The sequence below is a fragment of the Micromonospora radicis genome (genome assembly GCF_003583405.1).
Lineage (GTDB): Bacteria > Actinomycetota > Actinomycetes > Mycobacteriales > Micromonosporaceae > Micromonospora > Micromonospora radicis.
The window spans coordinates 18,436-35,037 of record NZ_QXEC01000039.1 but is presented as its reverse complement, the minus strand read 5'-3'; the positions used below and the strand labels follow the sequence as shown (position 1 = coordinate 35,037).

The window sequence follows — 16,602 nt, the reverse complement described above, 5'->3', positions numbered from 1 at the left end:
CTTAGGGCCCGGCCGCCCGCCGCCGGGCCGGGGGTTACGCCCGGCTCCGAGCGCGGGTACGGTGCCTGCGACCGTAGCTGCGGCCGCCGCCGGTACGCCCGCTCGTCGGTGCGGTCCGGACGGCCGCTGGAGGGCAGGAATCATGGCCTACGACGAACCGGGCCGGGGCGGACAGTCGGAGCCGACCTCGCCCGCTCCCGCCGGTGGCACCGAAGCCGTCGTCGACGACCCTGCCTTCGGCGCGCCGGGTCGGGACCGGTTCGGCGTCTACGTGCTCTGGGAGACGCTGCTGCTGTTCGGCTTCGGCGCGCTGGTCTACCTGGTGTGGCAGCAGGATCCGGCGGTGTTGCGGGGCAGCGGGCTGCGTGCCCTCATCGTCGACGTGGTCGCCCTCGGCCTGCTGGCGTTGGCCGCCGGGCTGAGTCTGCGTACCGCCGGGGTGAACCTCGCCATCGGACCGGTGGCGGTCGCGGCCGGGCTGCACTTCGCCGAGCAGAGCGACCGGGGTCTGCTCGTCGCCGTGGGTACGGCCGCCGGGGTCGCCGCGGTCGGGGGACTGCTGCTGGGGCTGGTCGTCGCGGTACTGCACGTGCCCGGCTGGGCGGCCGGTCTGGCGGGCGCCGCCGCCGTCATCGGCTACATCGAGCTGCGCTCCGCGCCGGTGCTGGTCCAGGGAGACTTCGACCCGCGGGGCACGGCCGGACAACTCTTCGTCGGTTTCGCCGCGATCACGGTGGTCGGTGGACTGATCGGCGCCACCGGTCCGGTACGCCGGCTGGTCGGCCGGTTCCGTCCGGTCGCCGACCCGGCCCAGCGGCGCGGGGTGGCGGCCGGGGTCGTCGTCACCGCCGGGTACGTCGGCTCCACCGTGCTGGCGATGCTCGGCGGTGCCCTCGTCGCCTCGGCCGACGGCGCGGTGACGCCGGCCGCCGGGCTGGACTGGACGGTGTTGGCGGTGGGCGCGGCGCTGCTCGCCGGCACCAGCGCCTTCGGGCTGCGCGGCGGCGTCTTCGGCACGCTGCTGACCGTGGGCGCGGTCGGGCTGTTCCTCGCGTACGCCGAGGGCCGTGGCTGGACGGTCAGCCGGTGGACGGTCGGCGGGGTGGCACTGGCCGGGGGCCTGGTGGTGACCCGGCTGGTCGAGCGGTACGGCCGACCGGCGCCCGGACCGGTGGTGCCGGTGTCACCGCCACCGGCCCCGGACGCGGGGAGCGGCGGTGGCTGGGTCACGCCCCGGCCGGAGCCGGCCGCCGACTGGCCACCCGTGCTGCCGACCCAGGCGCCCGGGAATCCCGCCGACCCGTGGGGCACCCGTCGTTGGGAGAGCAACTCGCCGGCCTGGGAGGCCGAAGGCCGGTGACCGGACCCGGTGTCCGCGCGTCGTCGCCGAGCCGGATGTGATCTCGGCGGTTAGGCTCAGCTCATGACCGACACATCATCGATCTCCGGCGGCCGGTCGTTCGAGGAGTTGGACATCCTCTCCACCGAGGAACTGCGCGAACAGGCGTTCGCGTTGGCCCGGGAGCGGCGCGACGTCAGGTTCTTCTGGTCGGTGCTGCGGCACCTGCCGAACGCCGACGAGGCGGCCGCGCTGGACGGCGCGCCGAACTCGGTGGGGCCGACGGTGGACGAGGCGGTCGCCCTGTGGCGGGAGATGACCGGTCACGGCTACGAGGAGTCCGCGCCGCTGCTGCGCGCCGCGTTCATCGACTACCTGATGAAGCACTGACCGCGCCGATCCGCTGCGCTGGCGGCCCGGCGAGCGTGGACGGCTGCCGGGCGTATCACCATAAAACGCGTCTCGCGTTTGCCTGTGTCGATCCGCTGGGAACTAGCGGGCCATGGCTCTCACCAATCGATACAAGTCCGCACCGGGCGCCGGCACGCTCGCCGCGCTCCTCCTCGTCCTGGTCTTCGGTAGCCCCTGGTACGTCGACTGGGCCCGGAACAACACCGACCCCGACAGCGCCGGCGGGTGGTTCCTCCGACTGCTCGCCTGGCCGGCCTGGCGGTTCGACTCCTCCGACTCGATCCAGGAGATCTTTGCGGACGACCTGAAGGCGATCCTGGTGGTCGTCCTGACGTTCGTCTTCCTCTATCTCCTCCCCGGTTCGCAGCTGGCCCGCGCCCGGGGCACGCTCAGCCAGTTCTTCGCCGGCTGGGCGGCGTACGTCTTCGCGGCCGCCCTGGCGGCGTTGCTCACCGCGCTGATCCGGACCAACCCGTCGCTGCTCGGTGCCCTCCAGGCCGCCGGAGACGGCGCCGAGTACGGCCTCTTCACCGGCTGGATCATCGGCATCGCCACCCTCGGTGGCTACCGGGGTCGCCGCTGACCCCGGCGCACCGCGTGGTCAGGTCGGCTGCTGCTCCGCCAGGGCCAGGATCCGCTCCCGGCGGAGCAGTCCGACCGGTCGACCGTCGTCGGTGACCACCGCGTGCCCACCGGCGGCGGTCAGCAGCACGGCCAGCGCGTCGTACGCCGAGCCGCCCAGCGGCACGGCCGGCAGCTCCGCCACACCGGTGGCGGGCAGCGGTTCGAGTACCTCCCGGGTGATCGGGGTGACCACCAGCCGGCGGATGCCCCGGTCGGCCCCGACGAACTCCCGGACGAACGGGGTGGCGGGTGCGCCGAGCAGGGCCGCCGGGGGGTCGTACTGTTCCAGCCGGCCGCCCTCGGAGAGCACCGCGATCCGGTCGCCGAGCCGGACGGCCTCGTCCAGGTCGTGGGTGACCAGCACGATGGTCTTGCGGACCTCGGCCTGCAGGCGCAGGAACTCCTCCTGCAGCCGGGTCCGCACGATCGGGTCGACGGCGGAGAACGGCTCGTCCATCAGCAGCACCACCGGATCGGCGGCGAGCGCCCGGGCCACACCGACCCGCTGCCGCTGGCCGCCGGAGAGTTCGTGCGGGTAGCGGCGGCCGAACTGGGCCGGTTCGAGGCCGACGAGTTCGAGGAGTTCCCCGACCCGGCGCCGGGTCCGGTCGGACGACCAGCCGAGCAGCCGGGGCACCGTGGCGACGTTCGTGGCGACCGTCTGGTGCGGGAACAGCCCGACGTTCTGGATCACGTAGCCGATCTGTCGACGCAGCCGTACCGGGTCGCCCCGGGTGACGTCGGAGTCGCCGAGCAGGATCCGGCCACTGGTCGGCTCGATCAGCCGGTTGACCATCCGCAGCACCGTCGACTTGCCACAGCCCGACGGGCCGATCAGTACGACCAGTTCGCCCGCCTCGACGTGCAGGCTCAGGTCGCGGACCGCCTCGGTGCCGTCCGGGTAACGTTTGCCGATGCCGTCGAGGGTGATCGACGCCGCGCGCTGACCGTCGTCGGCGACCGGGGTACCGTCCACGTATGTCCTTCCGCCTGAGCTACCGGGCCGACCCGGGTAACCCGTGGTTCTCCTGGCAGTACGTGCGGGACAACTCTGACACGGTGCTCACCGCCCTGCGTGACCACACCACCCTGACCCTACGGGCGGTGTTGCTCGCCACGCTGATCGCCGTACCGCTGGCCGTGCTGGCGTACTGGTTCCGGCCGCTGACCGGGCCGATTCTCGCACTAACCGGGGTGCTCTACACGGTCCCCTCCCTGGCCCTGTTCGCGTTCATCGCGCCCTACCTGGGCATCGGTGTCGCGACGGTGCTCAGCGTGGTGGTGCTGTACGCGCTGCTGGTGATCGTCCGTAACACCGTCGCCGGGCTCGACCAGGTGCCGGCGGAGGTGCGGGAGGCGGCGGAGGGCATGGGGTACGGCCGTTGGGGCCGGTTGCTGCGGGTCGAACTGCCGCTCGCCCTGCCCGGCATCCTCACCGGCCTGCGGCTGGCCACGGTCTCCACGGTGGCCCTGATCACCGTCGGCGTGGTGATCGGACGGGGCGGGCTCGGGCAGATCATCTTCGCCGGCTTCAACAACAACCTCTACAAGGCCCAGATCATGACCGGGACGCTGCTCTGCGTACTGCTGGCGCTGGTGCTCGACCTGGTGCTGGTCGGCGTCGGCCGGCTGCTCACCCCGTGGCTGCGCGGGCGGGTCGGATGAGTGCCCGGCCCGGCGCGACCGACCGGAGGCCCCGATGAATCCCGTGCAGCAGGCGGTGGTCTGGCTCAACGATCCGCTGAACTGGACGAACCCGGGTGGCATCCTCGACCGGCTCGGCGAGCATGTCAGCATCTCGGCCACGGCGGTGCTGCTGGGCTGCCTGGTCGCCTGGCCGCTCGGGCTCTGGCTGGGCCACGCCGGCCGCGGCGGCGGGCTGGTGGTCCTCGTCTCCAACCTCACCCTGGCGGTGCCCACGTTGGCCCTGCTCACTATCCTGCCGCTGACCTTCCTCGGCTTCGGCCGGCCGGCGGTGGTGGTCGCCCTGGCGGTGTTCGCGGTGCCACCGCTGCTCGCCAATGCGTACACCGGCGTGCGGCAGGTCGACCCGCAGACCCGGGAGGCGGCTCGGGGCATGGGCATGACCGGGACGCAGGTGCTGGGCCGGGTCGAGTTGCCACTGGCGGTGCCCTACCTGGCCGCCGGTTTCCGGACCGCCGCGGTCCAGGTGGTCGCGACCGCGGCCCTGGCGACCTTCGTCAACGGCGGCGGCCTGGGTGAGATCATCCGGCTGGGATTCGGTCTCAGCATCGCGGTCGGCGGCGGTCAGATCCTCGCCGGTGGCCTGCTGGTGGCCGGGCTGGCGGTCGGCGTGGAACTGCTCTTCGGGCTCGTCGAGCGCCTGGTCACGCCACGTCCGCTGCGCCGTGCCCACCGCGGTGCGGCGCGGCGCGCCGCGGACGCGGTGACCGGCACCTGACCCGAAGCGGGTTCCACCGGCCATCCGCCACCCCACCGAGTCGTCCCGCGCTGTCGTCCCGCCGTCCCGCCGTGTTGCCCGGCGGCCTTCGGACGGGTCGGTGCCGACGGATGGTGACGTTCCGGTGACGAACGCCTCGGGAAGTTGTCGGTGGTGTGAGGAACGATGTTGGGTGGACTTGCGGGCGGCCGGACGGTGGATCGCCCGTCGGACACGCGGCCGGCCCGGAGGGGTCGCGCCGGGACACGGAAGGCGGGCATATGCGCGCGGGTAGAAGACTGTCCATCGCGGTCGTCGGCGCGGTCGCCGCGGCCGGCATGCTGGCCGGCTGCGGTGATGCGGGCTCGTCCGGCACGGAGGCGCCGCAGCAGGGCGCCTCGGGCGAGGGCTGCGCCCCGGTGGCGGGTGAGCAACTGATCGCGCTGGCGGACGACAAGGCCCTGCAGAACGCTGACAACATCATCCCGGCGATCAACGCCCAGGTGGCCACGCCGCAACTCGTCGCGGCGCTGGACAAGGTCTCTGCGGTGCTGGACACCCCGAAGCTGGTGCAGCTGAACAAGGCGGTCGACGTGGACCGGAAGAGCGCACAGGCGGCGGCACAGGAGTTCAGCGCGGCCAACGGGCTCACCGACGGCGTCGAGCGGGGGCCGGGTGGCAAGATCACGGTGGGGGCGGGCAACTTCACCGAGAGTGAGATCATCGCCGAGCTGTACAAGATCCAACTGTCCGCCGCCGGTTACCAGGCGACCGTCCAGCAGATCGGCAACCGGGAGCTGTACGAGCCGGCGCTGGAGAAGGGCGAGATCCAGGTGGTACCGGAGTACGCCGCGACCATGGCCGAGTTCCTCAAGGGCAAGACCGGCGGCACCGACACGGTCTCCTCGCCGGACGTGCAGCAGACCGTCACCGCGCTGCGTGGGCTCGGCGAGCAGGTCGGGATCAGCTTCGGTGCTCCGGCGGCGGCGCAGAGCCAGAACGCCTTCGCGGTGACCGAGCAGTTCGCCGCGAAGTACGGCGTACGCACCCTCTCCGAGCTGGCCGAGAAGTGCTCCGGTACCGCCACCGTGCTGGGCGGCCCGCCGGAGTGCCAGGAGCGCCCGTTCTGCAAGCCCGGTCTGGAGCAGACCTACGGGCTCTCGGTGGGTTCGTTCTCCTCCCTCGACCAGGGCGGCCCGCTGACCAAGACCGGGTTGCGCAACGGCACCATCAGCGTCGGCCTGGTCTTCTCCACCGACGCGGCGTACGCCACCTCCTGACCTTTGTCGCGCCGCCGAGGCGCCCCCGGCCGAGCAGGTCGGGGGCGCCTCGGCGACGTCGGACCGGCCCGGCTGCGGGGGTTCGTCGAACTTTCACCGGCACCACCTGACGCCGAGCCGTTCCCAGCCACCGCAACTCTCGGTAGGCTGCGGACCCATGCCCGCCCCGGTGTCCGCGGACTCACGCAACAGGCAGCTACTCACCACCCTCTTCTGGGGCGGGGTCGCGCTGGCCCCGGTCGCGGCGCTCATTCTGCTGGTCGCCGACGGCAACGGTCCGCTGCGGTTCGCCGCGGTGCTGGCCATCCTGGCCGTGGTGCTGATCGGTCTCTCCATCACGCTGCGCAGCGACGATGGCGGTCAGCAGCAGGCCGAGGAACTGCGCGAGGAACTGGAGGAGCTGCGGCGGGAACTGCGCGGTGAGATCGTGGCCGCCGCCCAGCGGGGCAACCAGGCCCTCGACGAGGCGCAACGGGCCCAGCAGGCGCTGACCGGGCTGCGTCGTCGGGTCGACGCCGCTGCCACCCCGGCCGCCGGTGGCGAACCGCCCGGCGGCGCCGGGCGGGCCCGGATGGCAGCGGAACCGGAGGCACCGGCCCGCTTCGCGGAACCGCGACCTGCGCCGCAGCCCGCGGTCTACGGCGCGGCCCCGGCGGCGGGCACCGGCGCCGGTCCGGCCGCTGGATACGACGACGACCAGCCGGGCAACGGGTACGGCGCCGAGCGCCCGCCCGGTGAACGACCGGCCGGCGGATCGCCCGGTGACCGCCCGGCGGCGGGCTCCGCCGGGGTCTACGGCGCGACGGCCCGACCCGAGCACGAGAACTCCCGTCCGCTCGGTGTGGTCCGACACACCGAGACCGTGCACGTGACCACCCGGCACACCATCGTGGACGGCGGCGTGGGCGAGTCGGGCAACCGGTACGGCGGCTACGCCGCGCCGTGGTCGGCAGCGCAGGACGAGCGACAGCGGGGCGGCGCGGAGCGCGACGACCGGTCGTGGTCAGAGGCGGACGACCGGGCCCGCCGCGACGACAACCGTGCCTGGTCCGGGCCGGCCCGCGAGGAAGATCGTTCCTGGTCGGAGAGTAGGGACGAGCGTCCGTGGTCCGGTCAGCGCGAGGAGTGGTCGCCGCCACGCCCGGACCGGCCCGCGTACCGCGACGACCGCTTCGCCCAGCGGGACGACCAGAACTGGGCAGCGCCGCACGACGAGCGGAGCCGGGACGACGGCGCCGGGCAGTGGGAGGAACCCGTCGAGTCGGCGCCGGCCGGCCGGCCGCAGCGGGCGGACGACACCGGGGAGTACTGGGCGCAGCTACGTGCCGGGGACCGCTGGGCCGCCGTGCGCGACGACGACCGGGGACGCGAGGTCCGGGTCGGGGAACGCCGCGCCGAGGTGCACGCCGACCAGGCCGGCACCGAGTACCGGATGGAGGACCGCTGGGCGAGCGTACGTCGGGGCGAGCCGCGCCGCGGTGCCGACGGCGACGAGGGTTGGGCTGGGCCGGACGACCGTCCGGCATTGCCCGCCGGTGGAGTTGCGGTGCCGGCGGAGTGGCGGCCGCCCCGGCAGCGCGAGTACCAACCCGAGCCGGCCCGCGAGTACCAGCCCCAGCCGGCCCGTGGCTACCAGCCGGAACCGGCGCATGGGTATCAGCCGGATCCGGCGCGGGGCTACCAACCCGAGCCGCCCCGTGGCTACCAGGCGGAACCAGGCCGTGCTCACCAGCCTGAGCCGCCCCGTGGCTACCAACCGCCGCGCGGGCCGCGCCCCGAGCCGGAACAGTACGGCCGGCGGCATCGGGCCGAGGACACCGACTACGGCCGTCCGGCCCAGGGCGACGGCAACGAACACTGGCGTTGAACCCGCCGGACCGGCCGGCCGATCCCGGTCGCGCCGGTCACTTGTCGATGTCGCCGACCACGAAGAACATCGAACCCAGGATCGCGATCAGGTCCGGTACCAGGCAGCCGGGCAGCAGGGTGGCCAGCGCCTGCACGTTCGCGTACGACGCGGTGCGCAGCTTGAGCCGCCAGGGCGTCTTCTCGCCCCGGGACACCAGGTAGTAGCCGTTGATGCCGAGCGGGTTCTCGGTCCAGGCGTAGGTGTGCCCCTCGGGCGCCTTCAGCACCTTCGGCAACCGGGTGTTGATCGGACCGGTGAGCCGGTCGACCCGGTCCAGGCACTGCTCGGCCAGGTCGAGTGAGGCGTACACCTGGTCGAGCAGGACCTCGAACCGGGCGTGGCAGTCGCCGGTGGTGCGGGTGACCACCGGCACGTCGAGCTGGTCGTAGGCGAGGTACGGCTCGTCGCGGCGCAGGTCCAGGTCCAGCCCGGAGGCCCGGGCGACCGGGCCGGAGGCGCCGAAGGCGGCGGCGTCGGCGGCGGAGAGCACCCCCACCCCGACGGTACGGGCCAGGAAGATGTCGTTGCGTCGGATCAGGTTGTCCAGGTCGGGCATCCGGCGGCGGACCTCGCCGATGGCGGCGCGGGCCCGGCCGGTCCAGCCGGACGGCACCTCCTCCTTCAGCCCGCCGACCCGGTTGAACATGTAGTGGATCCGCCCGCCGGAGACCTCCTCCAGCACCGCCTGGAGCGTCTCCCGTTCCCGGAAGGCGTAGAACATCGGCGTGATCGCGCCGATCTCCAGCGGGTACGAGCCGAGGAACATCAGGTGGTTGAGCACCCGGTTCAGCTCGGCCAGGGCCATCCGCAGCCAGGTGGCCCGCTCCGGCACCTCCATGCCCATCAGCCGTTCCACCGCGAGCACCACACCCAGCTCGTTGGCGAAGGCGGAGAGCCAGTCGTGCCGGTTGGCCAGCACGATGATCTGCCGGTAGTCGCGTACCTCGAACAGCTTCTCCGCGCCCCGGTGCATGTAGCCCACGATCGGCTCGGCGGCGATCACCCGCTCGCCGTCGAGGACGAGCTTGAGTCGCAGCACACCGTGGGTGGACGGGTGCTGCGGCCCGATGTTGAGCACCATGTCGGTGCCGAGCTGCTCCCCGCCGGTGCCCGCCACCAGCCCGGCGCCGGTGCCGACGGTCAGCTCGCGCAGGTCGCCCGTGGTCATGCCCGTCATCGTGCCATGGTCGTACGGCGGCGACGGGGCAGCCCGTCGACCGGTCACGATCCGCCCGGCGGTAGCCGGTCCAGTGCCACGCCGACCGGCTGCCACAGCCACCAGTGGCCGCCGAGTCCGGCCGGGTCGGTCAGCTCCGCCGACGCCGACGCCGCGGCCAGCGCCCGCAGGTATCCGGCCGGGTCGCTGGCGGCCCGGCTCAGCGGTGGTCGCCCACCCTCGGCCCCGAGCGCCCGCAACCCGGCCCGCTGAGACCCCAGGAGGTACGCGCACCGGGCGACCCGCTCACCGGCGGAGGCGACCGAGTCCATCGCCACGTGCGCGGTGACGTCGCACGACCCGTCCGGCACCGGTGGCACCTGCCGCCCACCCCGGTACCCGGTCAGCGTCCCGTCGACCGGCCGGTCCGCGCGCAGGTGCCCGTAGTCCACGGCCAACGCCAGTCCCCGGTCGACGTGGCCCACCGCCTCCGCCCACGCCTCGTCCCGGGTTCGCCCGATCTCCGCGCGGGCCAGCGGAAACTGGCCCGTGGGGGTGCGGTCCGTGGGGTCCGTGGGGTCCGTGGGGGTTTCCGGGCAGCCCGACCGGCTCCGGGCGGTCAGGCTTGATCCCTGCGCCGGTCGGGCTGCCCGGAAACCCGACCCGGTCGGGGTCTGGGTATCTGGTGCGGCTTCCGTGCGGTCGCCGCCCGGCGGGTTCGTCGGACCGTCGGTCGGGATCGGAGTGGGCCACCAGGTGGAGAGCCACTCGGCGTCTGCCCGGCTGACCGGGGCACCTGTCGTCTCCGCGCCGGTGCTGGGGTCCACGAGCAGGTAGTGCCAGCCGGTTCCGGTGTGGGCGGCGAGGTCGAGGGGGACGTTGTCGAGCCACTCGGTGGCCAGCAGCAGGCCGGTGATGCCAGCCGGGATCTCGCTCGTCCAGCTGATCCGCTCCGGCGGGCCGGCCGGTCGTGGAGCCAGTTCGACGGCGGTGAACCGTACCCGTTCGGCAAGCGGAACCGGCGCGGCCCCGGCGGTGGAAACCTCCACCTCGACCCGGGCGGACAGCGCGTGGAGCAGCTCACCCCGGCCCGCGCCGACGTCCACCACGTCGAAGTGATCGGGAAAGTCGAGGACACCGTCGAGGTGGTGGATCAACCGGAGCAGGGCATCGGCGAAGACCGGGGAGGCGTGCACGCTGGTGCGGAAGTGCGCCGCCGGTCCGGCGCCGGAGACGAAGAACCCCTCGGCACCGTAGAGCGCCTGGGCCATCGCCTCCCGCCAGGGCAGATCCATCAGCTCGGTCCTCGTTTCCGACGGGTTGTCCGCGCCGCCCCGGACGCGGTGAACGATTTCACACATCCTTGTTTCGGATCCGTGTCAGCGACGCATACTTGGCCTCGACCGGTACCCATCTCGAGGACTGGATCGTGACATGAGCGCATCGTTGCGCACGCACCCGGCCGCCCGTCGGCGGCCCGCCAGCGTGCCGTCCGTGGCCACCACCACCGTGCTCACCGTCGGCGTCGTCGGCGCCGGACGGGTCGGCGCCACGCTGGGCGCCGCGCTCGCCGCCGCCGGCCACCGTGTCGTCGCCAGCACCGGCGGGTCCGGTGCCTCCCGGGCTCGGCTGGCGCTGCTGCTACCCACCCTCGCCCCCCGCCCCGCCGCCGAGGTGGCCCGCGCGGCCACCGACCTGCTGTTGATCGCCGTTCCGGACGACGCGCTCGCCGGGGTGGTCGCCGGCCTGGCCGCCGACGGTGCGCTGCGCCCGGGCCAGGTGGTGGCCCACACCTCCGGAGCGCACGGCCTGTCGGTGCTGGCCCCGGCCGTCGCGGCCGGCGCCCGCCCGTTGGCGGTACACCCGGCGATGACCTTCGCCGGTACGCCCGACGACCTCGGCCGACTGGCCGGCATCTCGTACGGGGTGACCGCGCCGGCCGAGCTGCGTCCGCTGGCCGCCCGGCTGGTGACGGACCTCGGCGGGGTACCGGAGTGGATCGCGGAGACCGACCGGCCGCTCTACCACGCGGCGTTGGCGCACGGCGCCAACCACCTGGTGACGCTGGTCAACGAGGCGGCCGACCGGCTGCGGGACGCCGGTGTGGGCCAGCCGGAAAAGGTGCTCGCACCGCTGCTGAGGGCCGCGCTGGAGAACGCCCTGCGGCTCGGCGACGACGCACTGACCGGCCCGGTCGTCCGGGGCGACGCCGGTACGGTCGCCCGGCACCTGGCCCGACTGGCGGCCACCGCACCCGAGTCGGTCGGCCCCTATCTCGCGCTGGCCCGGCGTACCGCCGATCGGGCGGTGGCCGCCGGCCGGCTGCGGCCGGCCGAGGCGGAGCCGCTGTTCGGTGTCCTGGCGCACGACCAGACCGGGGTGGCGGCGTGAACACCGCGGCGAACGAGGTGGAGCACGTGACGGAGCTGGTGCACACCCGGGCCGACCTGGCCCGGTTCCGGTCCGCCTACCCCGGGACGGTGGCGGTGGTGATGACGATGGGTGCCCTGCACGAGGGGCACGAGACGCTGCTGCGGGCCGCCCGTGAGCGCGCCGACCACGTGATCGTCACGATCTTCGTCAACCCGTTGCAGTTCGGGCCGACCGAGGACTTCGACCGCTATCCACGGACCCTCGAAACCGATCTCGAGGTGTGCCGGCGGGCCGGCGCCGACCTGGTCTTCGCCCCCGCGGTGGCGGACATGTATCCGGGCGGCGCACCGGCGGTACGGGTCAACCCCGGGCCGCTCGGCGAGGATCTGGAGGGGGCGAGCCGGCCGGGCTTCTTCCACGGCGTACTCACCGTGGTGCTGAAGCTGCTCCAGCTCACCCGGCCGGACCTCGCCTTCTTCGGCGAGAAGGACTACCAGCAGCTGACCCTGGTCCGGCGGATGTGTCGGGATCTGGACGTGCCGGTCGAGGTGGTCGGGGTGCCCACCGTCCGGGAGCGGGACGGGCTGGCCCTGTCCAGCCGTAACCGGTACCTGTCGACCGCCGAGCGTGCGGTGGCGCTGAGCCTGTCGCGGGCGCTGGCTGCCGGTGTCGCGGCGGCCGGCGAGGGACACGACGCCGCGGCGGTGCTGACGGCCGCCCAGGCCGCCTTCGGCGTCGGCGGCTCGGGCGCGCGCCTCGACTACCTGGTCCTCACCGATCCGGATCTCGAACCCGGGCCGGTCCGCGGCCCGGCTCGGCTGCTCGTCGCCGCCTGGGTGGGCGAGACCCGGTTGATCGACAACGCACCGGTCCAGCTGGACCCGGCCGGCTGACCCAAGAGATCCCGTACGCGGAAAGGCTTCCCGATGTACCGCACCATGCTCAAGTCGAAGATCCACCGGGCCACGGTGACCCAGGCCGACCTGCACTACGTCGGCTCGGTGACCGTCGACGAGGATCTGCTCGACGCCGCCGACCTGCTGCCCGGCGAGCAGGTGGCGATCGTGGACATCACCAACGGTGCCCGCCTCGAGACGTACGTGATCCCCGGTCGCCGGGGTAGCGGCGTGATCGGGATCAACGGCGCCGCGGCCCGCCTCGTCCAGCCGGGCGACCTGGTCATCCTGATCTCGTACGGGCAGATGGACGACGTCGAGGCCCGCGCGTACCGGCCCCGGGTGGTGCATGTCGACGCCGACAACAGGGTCGTGGACCTCGGTGCCGACCCGTCGACCGCCGCCCCCGGCACTGCGGGCGCCCCCGTCCCCAACCCCCTGTCGGTGTGAGGAAGGGCCCCTTGCCAAACGCCTCCTGAGGCGAAGGGGCCCCTTGATGACATCTGCTCCATCAAGTGCCGCGAATCCGGTCTGTCATCGGAAGGTCATTTCTGGTTACGCTGATGACGCCGTCGGGGGACGGCCGCTGGCTGGGGGAGGCGGCGTTATGCAGCGTGCGACGAGAACCCTGATCGCGGCCTTCGCCGTGGCAACGCTGCTGGTGGGCTGCGGTGCCCCGCACGGTCTCGACGGTGACTTGACCGACGACTGGGCGGCGCTGGGACCACCCGGCCCGTTCACCCCGGCCGCCGGGGTCTGCCACGAGGCCGACTTCGCCGACGCGGTGCCGGTCGCCGCGTACGCGCCGGTGGACTGCACCCTGCCGCACCGGGTGGAGACCGTACACGTGGGTGCCTTTTCCGCCGGTCGCAGCGAGCCCCCGCCGATCGCGTCGACCGAGCTACGTACCGCGTTCGCCGACTGCGACCAGCGGGCCACCGGATACGTCGGCGACAACTGGCGGGCCGGCCGGCTCCGGCTGGCGGTGGCGGTGCCGTCCGGCCCGGGCTGGGTGGCTGGTTCCCGGTGGTACCGCTGCGACCTGATGGAGGTCACCACCGCCGAGGCGGGGGCCAGGGTGGTGACCCGCACCGGCTCGTTGCGCGACGGCTTGCGCACGGCGTCGCCGTTGCGGCTGGGGTGCCAGCAGACCCGTACCGGTCGCGGTGGGGTGGTGCAGAACCTGGTGACGGTGGACTGCGCCACACCCCACGACGCCGAGTTCGCCGGGGTGTGGCAGTCGCCCGACCGGCCGTACCCGAGGCGCAGCGTCGACTGGGCGCCGTTCTACGCCGGCTGCCGTACCATTCTCGCCCGGTACGCCGGCGTGCCCGACGACACCGACCTGGCGTACCGCAGCGACGTGGTGGTCCGTCCGCCCGGCGCCGGGCGGTGGCGGGTCGGCGACCGGGGGGTGCGCTGCTACCTGTGGTTGGGTGACCGGAAGGTGACCGGGTCGCTCAAGGGGGTCGGCCCAACCGGCCTGCCGGTCCGGACGAAGTAGCGGGAACCACTCGTCCCGCCCCGGCGGCCCGAGCCGAGCGGCATTCGGGTTGACTGTGGGCATGGAGTCACCGACCGTCGGCCTGCCGGCACTGCCGAGCCTGCTGTCCGCCCCGGCGCCCGGCTGGGTGGAGACCACCGACGTGATCGTCGTCGGCTCCGGCGTGGCCGGGCTGACCGCCGCGCTGCACCTGCGCGAGGCCGGGTTGCACGTCACGGTGGTCACCAAGGTGAACATCGACGAGGGGTCGACCCGCTGGGCGCAGGGCGGCATCGCCGCGGTGCTCGACCCGGCCGACACCCCCGCCATGCACGCCTTCGACACCGAGGTCGCCGGGGTGGGGCTGTGTGACCCGGCGGCGGTGCGGGTGCTGGTCGAGGAGGGGCCGACCCGGCTGCGGGAGCTGATGCGTCTCGGCGCCGAGTTCGACCGCAATCCGGACGGCTCGCTGATGCTCACCCGCGAGGGCGGGCACCGGGCCGACCGCATCGTGCACGCCGGCGGCGACGCGACCGGCGCCGAGGTGCAGCGGGCCCTACACGACGCGGTCCGCCGCGATCCGTGGATCCGGCTGGTCGAGCACGCGCTGGTGCTGGACCTGCTCCGGGCGGCCGGGGACGGCCCCGGCGGGCTCGGCCCGGCCTGCGGCATCACCCTGCACGTCCTCGGTGAGGGCAGCGAGGACGGGGTGGGCGCCATCCTGTCCCGGGCCGTCGTACTGGCCACCGGTGGGATGGGGCAGATCTTCGCGGCCACCACCAACCCGGCGGTCTCCACCGGCGACGGCGTCGCCCTGGCGATGCGGGCCGGCGCGGCCGTCACCGACGTGGAGTTCGTGCAGTTCCATCCGACCGCGCTGATCGTGCCGGAACACGCCCGGGTGCCCGGCGCCGGCCACGCGCAGCAGCCGCTGGTCTCCGAGGCGTTGCGGGGCGAGGGGGCGCACCTGGTCGACGCCGACGGCAAGCGGTTCATGCTCGGCCAGCACGAACTGGCCGAGTTGGCGCCCCGGGACGTGGTGGCCAAGGGCATCCACCGGGTGCTGCTGGCCACCGGCGCCGACCATGTCCACCTCGACGCCCGGCATCTCGGCGGGGACTTCCTGGCTCGCCGGTTCCCCACCATCGTCGCCTCCTGCCTGGCCATCGGCGTCGACCCGGGGGTCGACCTGATCCCGGTCGCGCCGGCCGCGCACTACGCCTCCGGTGGGGTCCGCACCGACCTGCACGGCCGGACCTCCATCCCCGGCCTGTACGCCTGCGGTGAGGTCGCCTGCACCGGCGTGCACGGCGCGAACCGGCTGGCCAGCAACTCGCTGCTGGAAGGGCTGGTCTTCTCCCGACGGATCGCCGACCACATCGCCGCCGGACTGCCCGAGCAGGAACGCCCGGCGGACACCGCGGCCTGGCGCGGGAGCGCCGGCTGGGTGGTACCGGCCGCGACGACGCCCACCCTGCAACGGGCGATGACCCGCGGCGCGGGGGTGCTCCGCTCGGCCGGGACGCTCGCCGGGACCGCCGCCGAACTGACCGAGTTGGGCACCGGCCGCGGTACGCCCCGGGTCGCCGACTGGGAAGCGACGAACCTGCTCACGGTGGCGGCCGCCCTGGTCGCCGCCGCGTACGCCCGCCGGGAGACCCGGGGCTGCCACTGGCGGGAGGATTTTCCGACGGCCGACGAGCGGTGGCACGGCCACCTGGTCGGCGCGATCGGAGCCGACGGTCGAGTGACCATGCGCTGGGAGGAAACCCGATGACGTACTGCGCAGGTGCCGCGTGACGGCCGGAGACGCCGGTCTGAGCGCCGAAACCCGACGGGGACTGGCCGAGGCCGGGCTGGCCCCGGAGCAGGTGTGCCGGATCGTGCAGAACGCCCTGGTCGAGGATCTCGGGCCGGAGTTGCTCGACGTGACCAGCGTGGCGACCATCCCGGCGGAGCAGACCGACACCGCCGACGTGGTGGCCCGGGCCGACGGCGTGGTGGCCGGGCTGGCCGTGGCCGCCGCCGCCTTCGAGTTGGCCGGTGCACTGACCGCTGGCGGCCGTACGGTCGAGGTGTCGGTGGTGGCCCGCGACGGCGCGCGGGTGGCCCGCGGCGACGTGCTGGCCACGGTGACCGGCCCCACCCGGGTGCTGCTCACCGGCGAACGGACCGCGCTCAACCTGCTCAGCCGGATGTCCGGGGTGGCCACCCACACCCGGGCCTGGGCGGACGCGCTGGCCGGCAGCAAGGCGATGGTCCTCGACACCCGCAAGACCACGCCGGGCCTGCGGGTCCTGGAGAAGTACGCGGTCCGGGCGGGCGGTGGGACGAACAAGCGGATGGGCCTGCACGACGTCGCCATGATCAAGGACAACCACAAGTACGCGGCCGGCGGGATCACCGCCGCCTACCGGCGGGTCCGTGCGGCGTTCCCGGAGGTGCCGGTGCAGGTGGAGGTGGACACCCTCGACGAGGCGGTGGAGGCGGTCGAGGCCGGCGCCCGCTTCCTGCTGTTGGACAACATGTCTCCGCAGCTGCTCACCGACGTGGTGACGGCCGTCGGGGACCGGGCCGAGTTGGAGGCGACCGGCGGGCTGACCCTCGCCGACGCCGCCGCGGTGGGGGCCACCGGCGTCGACTTCCTCTCCGTCGGCGCGCTCACCCACTCCTCGCCGATCCTGGACATCGCCCTGGACCTGCGTACGGACTGAACCCGTCTAGGCTTCG

Annotated in this window: 16 protein-coding genes; 13 read left to right on the top strand and 3 right to left on the bottom strand. The window is 73.7% G+C overall.

The genetic code is table 11. The annotated features are described in order from the left end of the window. Nucleotides 1-142: 142 nt before the first annotated feature. The 3 genes from D2L64_RS25450 (at nucleotide 143) to D2L64_RS25440 (ending at nucleotide 2,333) form a co-directional block, all read left to right on the top strand. Nucleotides 143-1,360 (top strand): ABC transporter permease, encoded by a 1,218-nt coding sequence (locus D2L64_RS25450; protein ID WP_119579732.1) that lies wholly within the window; start codon nucleotides 143-145, stop codon nucleotides 1,358-1,360. 63 nt (nucleotides 1,361-1,423) lie between these two features. Beyond that, a complete protein-coding gene (locus tag D2L64_RS25445) occupies nucleotides 1,424-1,729 on the top strand; it encodes a hypothetical protein (RefSeq protein ID WP_119579731.1) in 306 nt (101 codons plus the stop codon). Between the two features lie 112 nt (nucleotides 1,730-1,841). Further along, the gene (locus D2L64_RS25440; protein WP_119579730.1) at nucleotides 1,842-2,333 is read left to right on the top strand and encodes a hypothetical protein; all 492 of its coding nucleotides are present in this window, start codon (nucleotides 1,842-1,844) and stop codon (nucleotides 2,331-2,333) included. A gap of 18 nt (nucleotides 2,334-2,351) precedes the next feature. Here the strand turns inward: D2L64_RS25440 and D2L64_RS25435 are convergent, their stop codons facing one another. After that, nucleotides 2,352-3,350, bottom strand: a complete 999-nt coding sequence (locus D2L64_RS25435; protein WP_119579729.1) for an ABC transporter ATP-binding protein — start codon at nucleotides 3,348-3,350, stop codon at nucleotides 2,352-2,354. 2 nt (nucleotides 3,351-3,352) lie between these two features. Here D2L64_RS25435 and D2L64_RS25430 point away from each other — a divergent pair, with 2 nt between their 5' ends. The 4 genes from D2L64_RS25430 (at nucleotide 3,353) to D2L64_RS25415 (ending at nucleotide 7,922) form a co-directional block, all read left to right on the top strand. Further along, nucleotides 3,353-4,039: an ABC transporter permease gene (locus D2L64_RS25430; protein ID WP_119579728.1), complete on the top strand. Its 687-nt coding sequence runs from the start codon at nucleotides 3,353-3,355 to the stop codon at nucleotides 4,037-4,039. 34 nt (nucleotides 4,040-4,073) lie between these two features. Further along, nucleotides 4,074-4,796, top strand: a complete 723-nt coding sequence (locus tag D2L64_RS25425; protein ID WP_119579727.1) for an ABC transporter permease — start codon at nucleotides 4,074-4,076, stop codon at nucleotides 4,794-4,796. Nucleotides 4,797-5,056: 260 nt separating this feature from the next. Then, a complete protein-coding gene (locus tag D2L64_RS25420; protein WP_119579726.1) occupies nucleotides 5,057-6,055 on the top strand; it encodes a glycine betaine ABC transporter substrate-binding protein in 999 nt (332 codons plus the stop codon). Between the two features lie 157 nt (nucleotides 6,056-6,212). Next, entirely contained in the window at nucleotides 6,213-7,922 is a 1,710-nt protein-coding gene (locus D2L64_RS25415) for a hypothetical protein (protein ID WP_119579725.1), read from the top strand. A gap of 37 nt (nucleotides 7,923-7,959) precedes the next feature. Here D2L64_RS25415 and D2L64_RS25410 read toward each other — a convergent pair whose 3' ends face one another. After that, nucleotides 7,960-9,141, bottom strand: coding sequence for an NADH-quinone oxidoreductase subunit D (locus D2L64_RS25410; RefSeq protein ID WP_199714775.1), 1,182 nt, complete (start codon nucleotides 9,139-9,141; stop codon nucleotides 7,960-7,962). 44 nt (nucleotides 9,142-9,185) lie between these two features. After that, a complete protein-coding gene (locus D2L64_RS25405; RefSeq protein ID WP_199714774.1) occupies nucleotides 9,186-10,415 on the bottom strand; it encodes an SAM-dependent methyltransferase in 1,230 nt (409 codons plus the stop codon). A gap of 139 nt (nucleotides 10,416-10,554) precedes the next feature. Here D2L64_RS25405 and D2L64_RS25400 point away from each other — a divergent pair, with 139 nt between their 5' ends. From D2L64_RS25400 to nadC, 6 genes are all read left to right on the top strand, one after another. Then, nucleotides 10,555-11,511, top strand: a complete 957-nt coding sequence (locus D2L64_RS25400; RefSeq protein ID WP_119579723.1) for a Rossmann-like and DUF2520 domain-containing protein — start codon at nucleotides 10,555-10,557, stop codon at nucleotides 11,509-11,511. Between the two features lie 26 nt (nucleotides 11,512-11,537). Next, the gene (gene panC, locus D2L64_RS25395) at nucleotides 11,538-12,386 is read left to right on the top strand and encodes a pantoate--beta-alanine ligase (RefSeq protein WP_119579737.1); all 849 of its coding nucleotides are present in this window, start codon (nucleotides 11,538-11,540) and stop codon (nucleotides 12,384-12,386) included. Between the two features lie 33 nt (nucleotides 12,387-12,419). Next, a complete protein-coding gene (gene panD / locus D2L64_RS25390; protein ID WP_119579722.1) occupies nucleotides 12,420-12,839 on the top strand; it encodes an aspartate 1-decarboxylase in 420 nt (139 codons plus the stop codon). Nucleotides 12,840-12,996: 157 nt separating this feature from the next. Further along, a complete protein-coding gene (locus tag D2L64_RS25385; protein WP_119579721.1) occupies nucleotides 12,997-13,893 on the top strand; it encodes a septum formation family protein in 897 nt (298 codons plus the stop codon). Between the two features lie 61 nt (nucleotides 13,894-13,954). Then, a complete protein-coding gene (locus tag D2L64_RS25380; RefSeq protein WP_119579720.1) occupies nucleotides 13,955-15,649 on the top strand; it encodes an L-aspartate oxidase in 1,695 nt (564 codons plus the stop codon). A 40-nt stretch (nucleotides 15,650-15,689) separates the two neighbouring features. Continuing rightward, nucleotides 15,690-16,586 carry a carboxylating nicotinate-nucleotide diphosphorylase gene (gene nadC / locus D2L64_RS25375; RefSeq protein WP_119579736.1) on the top strand — a complete coding sequence of 299 codons (897 nt, stop codon included), beginning with the start codon at nucleotides 15,690-15,692 and terminating at the stop codon, nucleotides 16,584-16,586. Nucleotides 16,587-16,602: the final 16 nt, after the last annotated feature.

Excerpts from the sequence above, each read along its gene's own strand:
- D2L64_RS25450 (WP_119579732.1), top strand. The coding sequence starts at position 143 with ATGGCCTACGACGAACCGGGCCGGGGCGGACAGTCGGAGCCGACCTCG.
- D2L64_RS25445 (WP_119579731.1), top strand. The coding sequence starts at position 1,424 with ATGACCGACACATCATCGATCTCCGGCGGCCGGTCGTTCGAGGAGTTG.
- D2L64_RS25440 (WP_119579730.1), top strand. The coding sequence starts at position 1,842 with ATGGCTCTCACCAATCGATACAAGTCCGCACCGGGCGCCGGCACGCTC.
- D2L64_RS25430 (WP_119579728.1), top strand. The coding sequence starts at position 3,353 with ATGTCCTTCCGCCTGAGCTACCGGGCCGACCCGGGTAACCCGTGGTTC.
- D2L64_RS25425 (WP_119579727.1), top strand. The coding sequence starts at position 4,074 with ATGAATCCCGTGCAGCAGGCGGTGGTCTGGCTCAACGATCCGCTGAAC.
- D2L64_RS25420 (WP_119579726.1), top strand. The coding sequence starts at position 5,057 with ATGCGCGCGGGTAGAAGACTGTCCATCGCGGTCGTCGGCGCGGTCGCC.
- D2L64_RS25415 (WP_119579725.1), top strand. The coding sequence starts at position 6,213 with ATGCCCGCCCCGGTGTCCGCGGACTCACGCAACAGGCAGCTACTCACC.
- D2L64_RS25410 (WP_199714775.1), bottom strand. The coding sequence starts at position 9,141 with ATGACGGGCATGACCACGGGCGACCTGCGCGAGCTGACCGTCGGCACC.
- D2L64_RS25405 (WP_199714774.1), bottom strand. The coding sequence starts at position 10,415 with ATGGATCTGCCCTGGCGGGAGGCGATGGCCCAGGCGCTCTACGGTGCC.
- D2L64_RS25400 (WP_119579723.1), top strand. The coding sequence starts at position 10,555 with ATGAGCGCATCGTTGCGCACGCACCCGGCCGCCCGTCGGCGGCCCGCC.
- panD (WP_119579722.1), top strand. The coding sequence starts at position 12,420 with ATGTACCGCACCATGCTCAAGTCGAAGATCCACCGGGCCACGGTGACC.
- D2L64_RS25385 (WP_119579721.1), top strand. The coding sequence starts at position 12,997 with ATGCAGCGTGCGACGAGAACCCTGATCGCGGCCTTCGCCGTGGCAACG.
- D2L64_RS25380 (WP_119579720.1), top strand. The coding sequence starts at position 13,955 with ATGGAGTCACCGACCGTCGGCCTGCCGGCACTGCCGAGCCTGCTGTCC.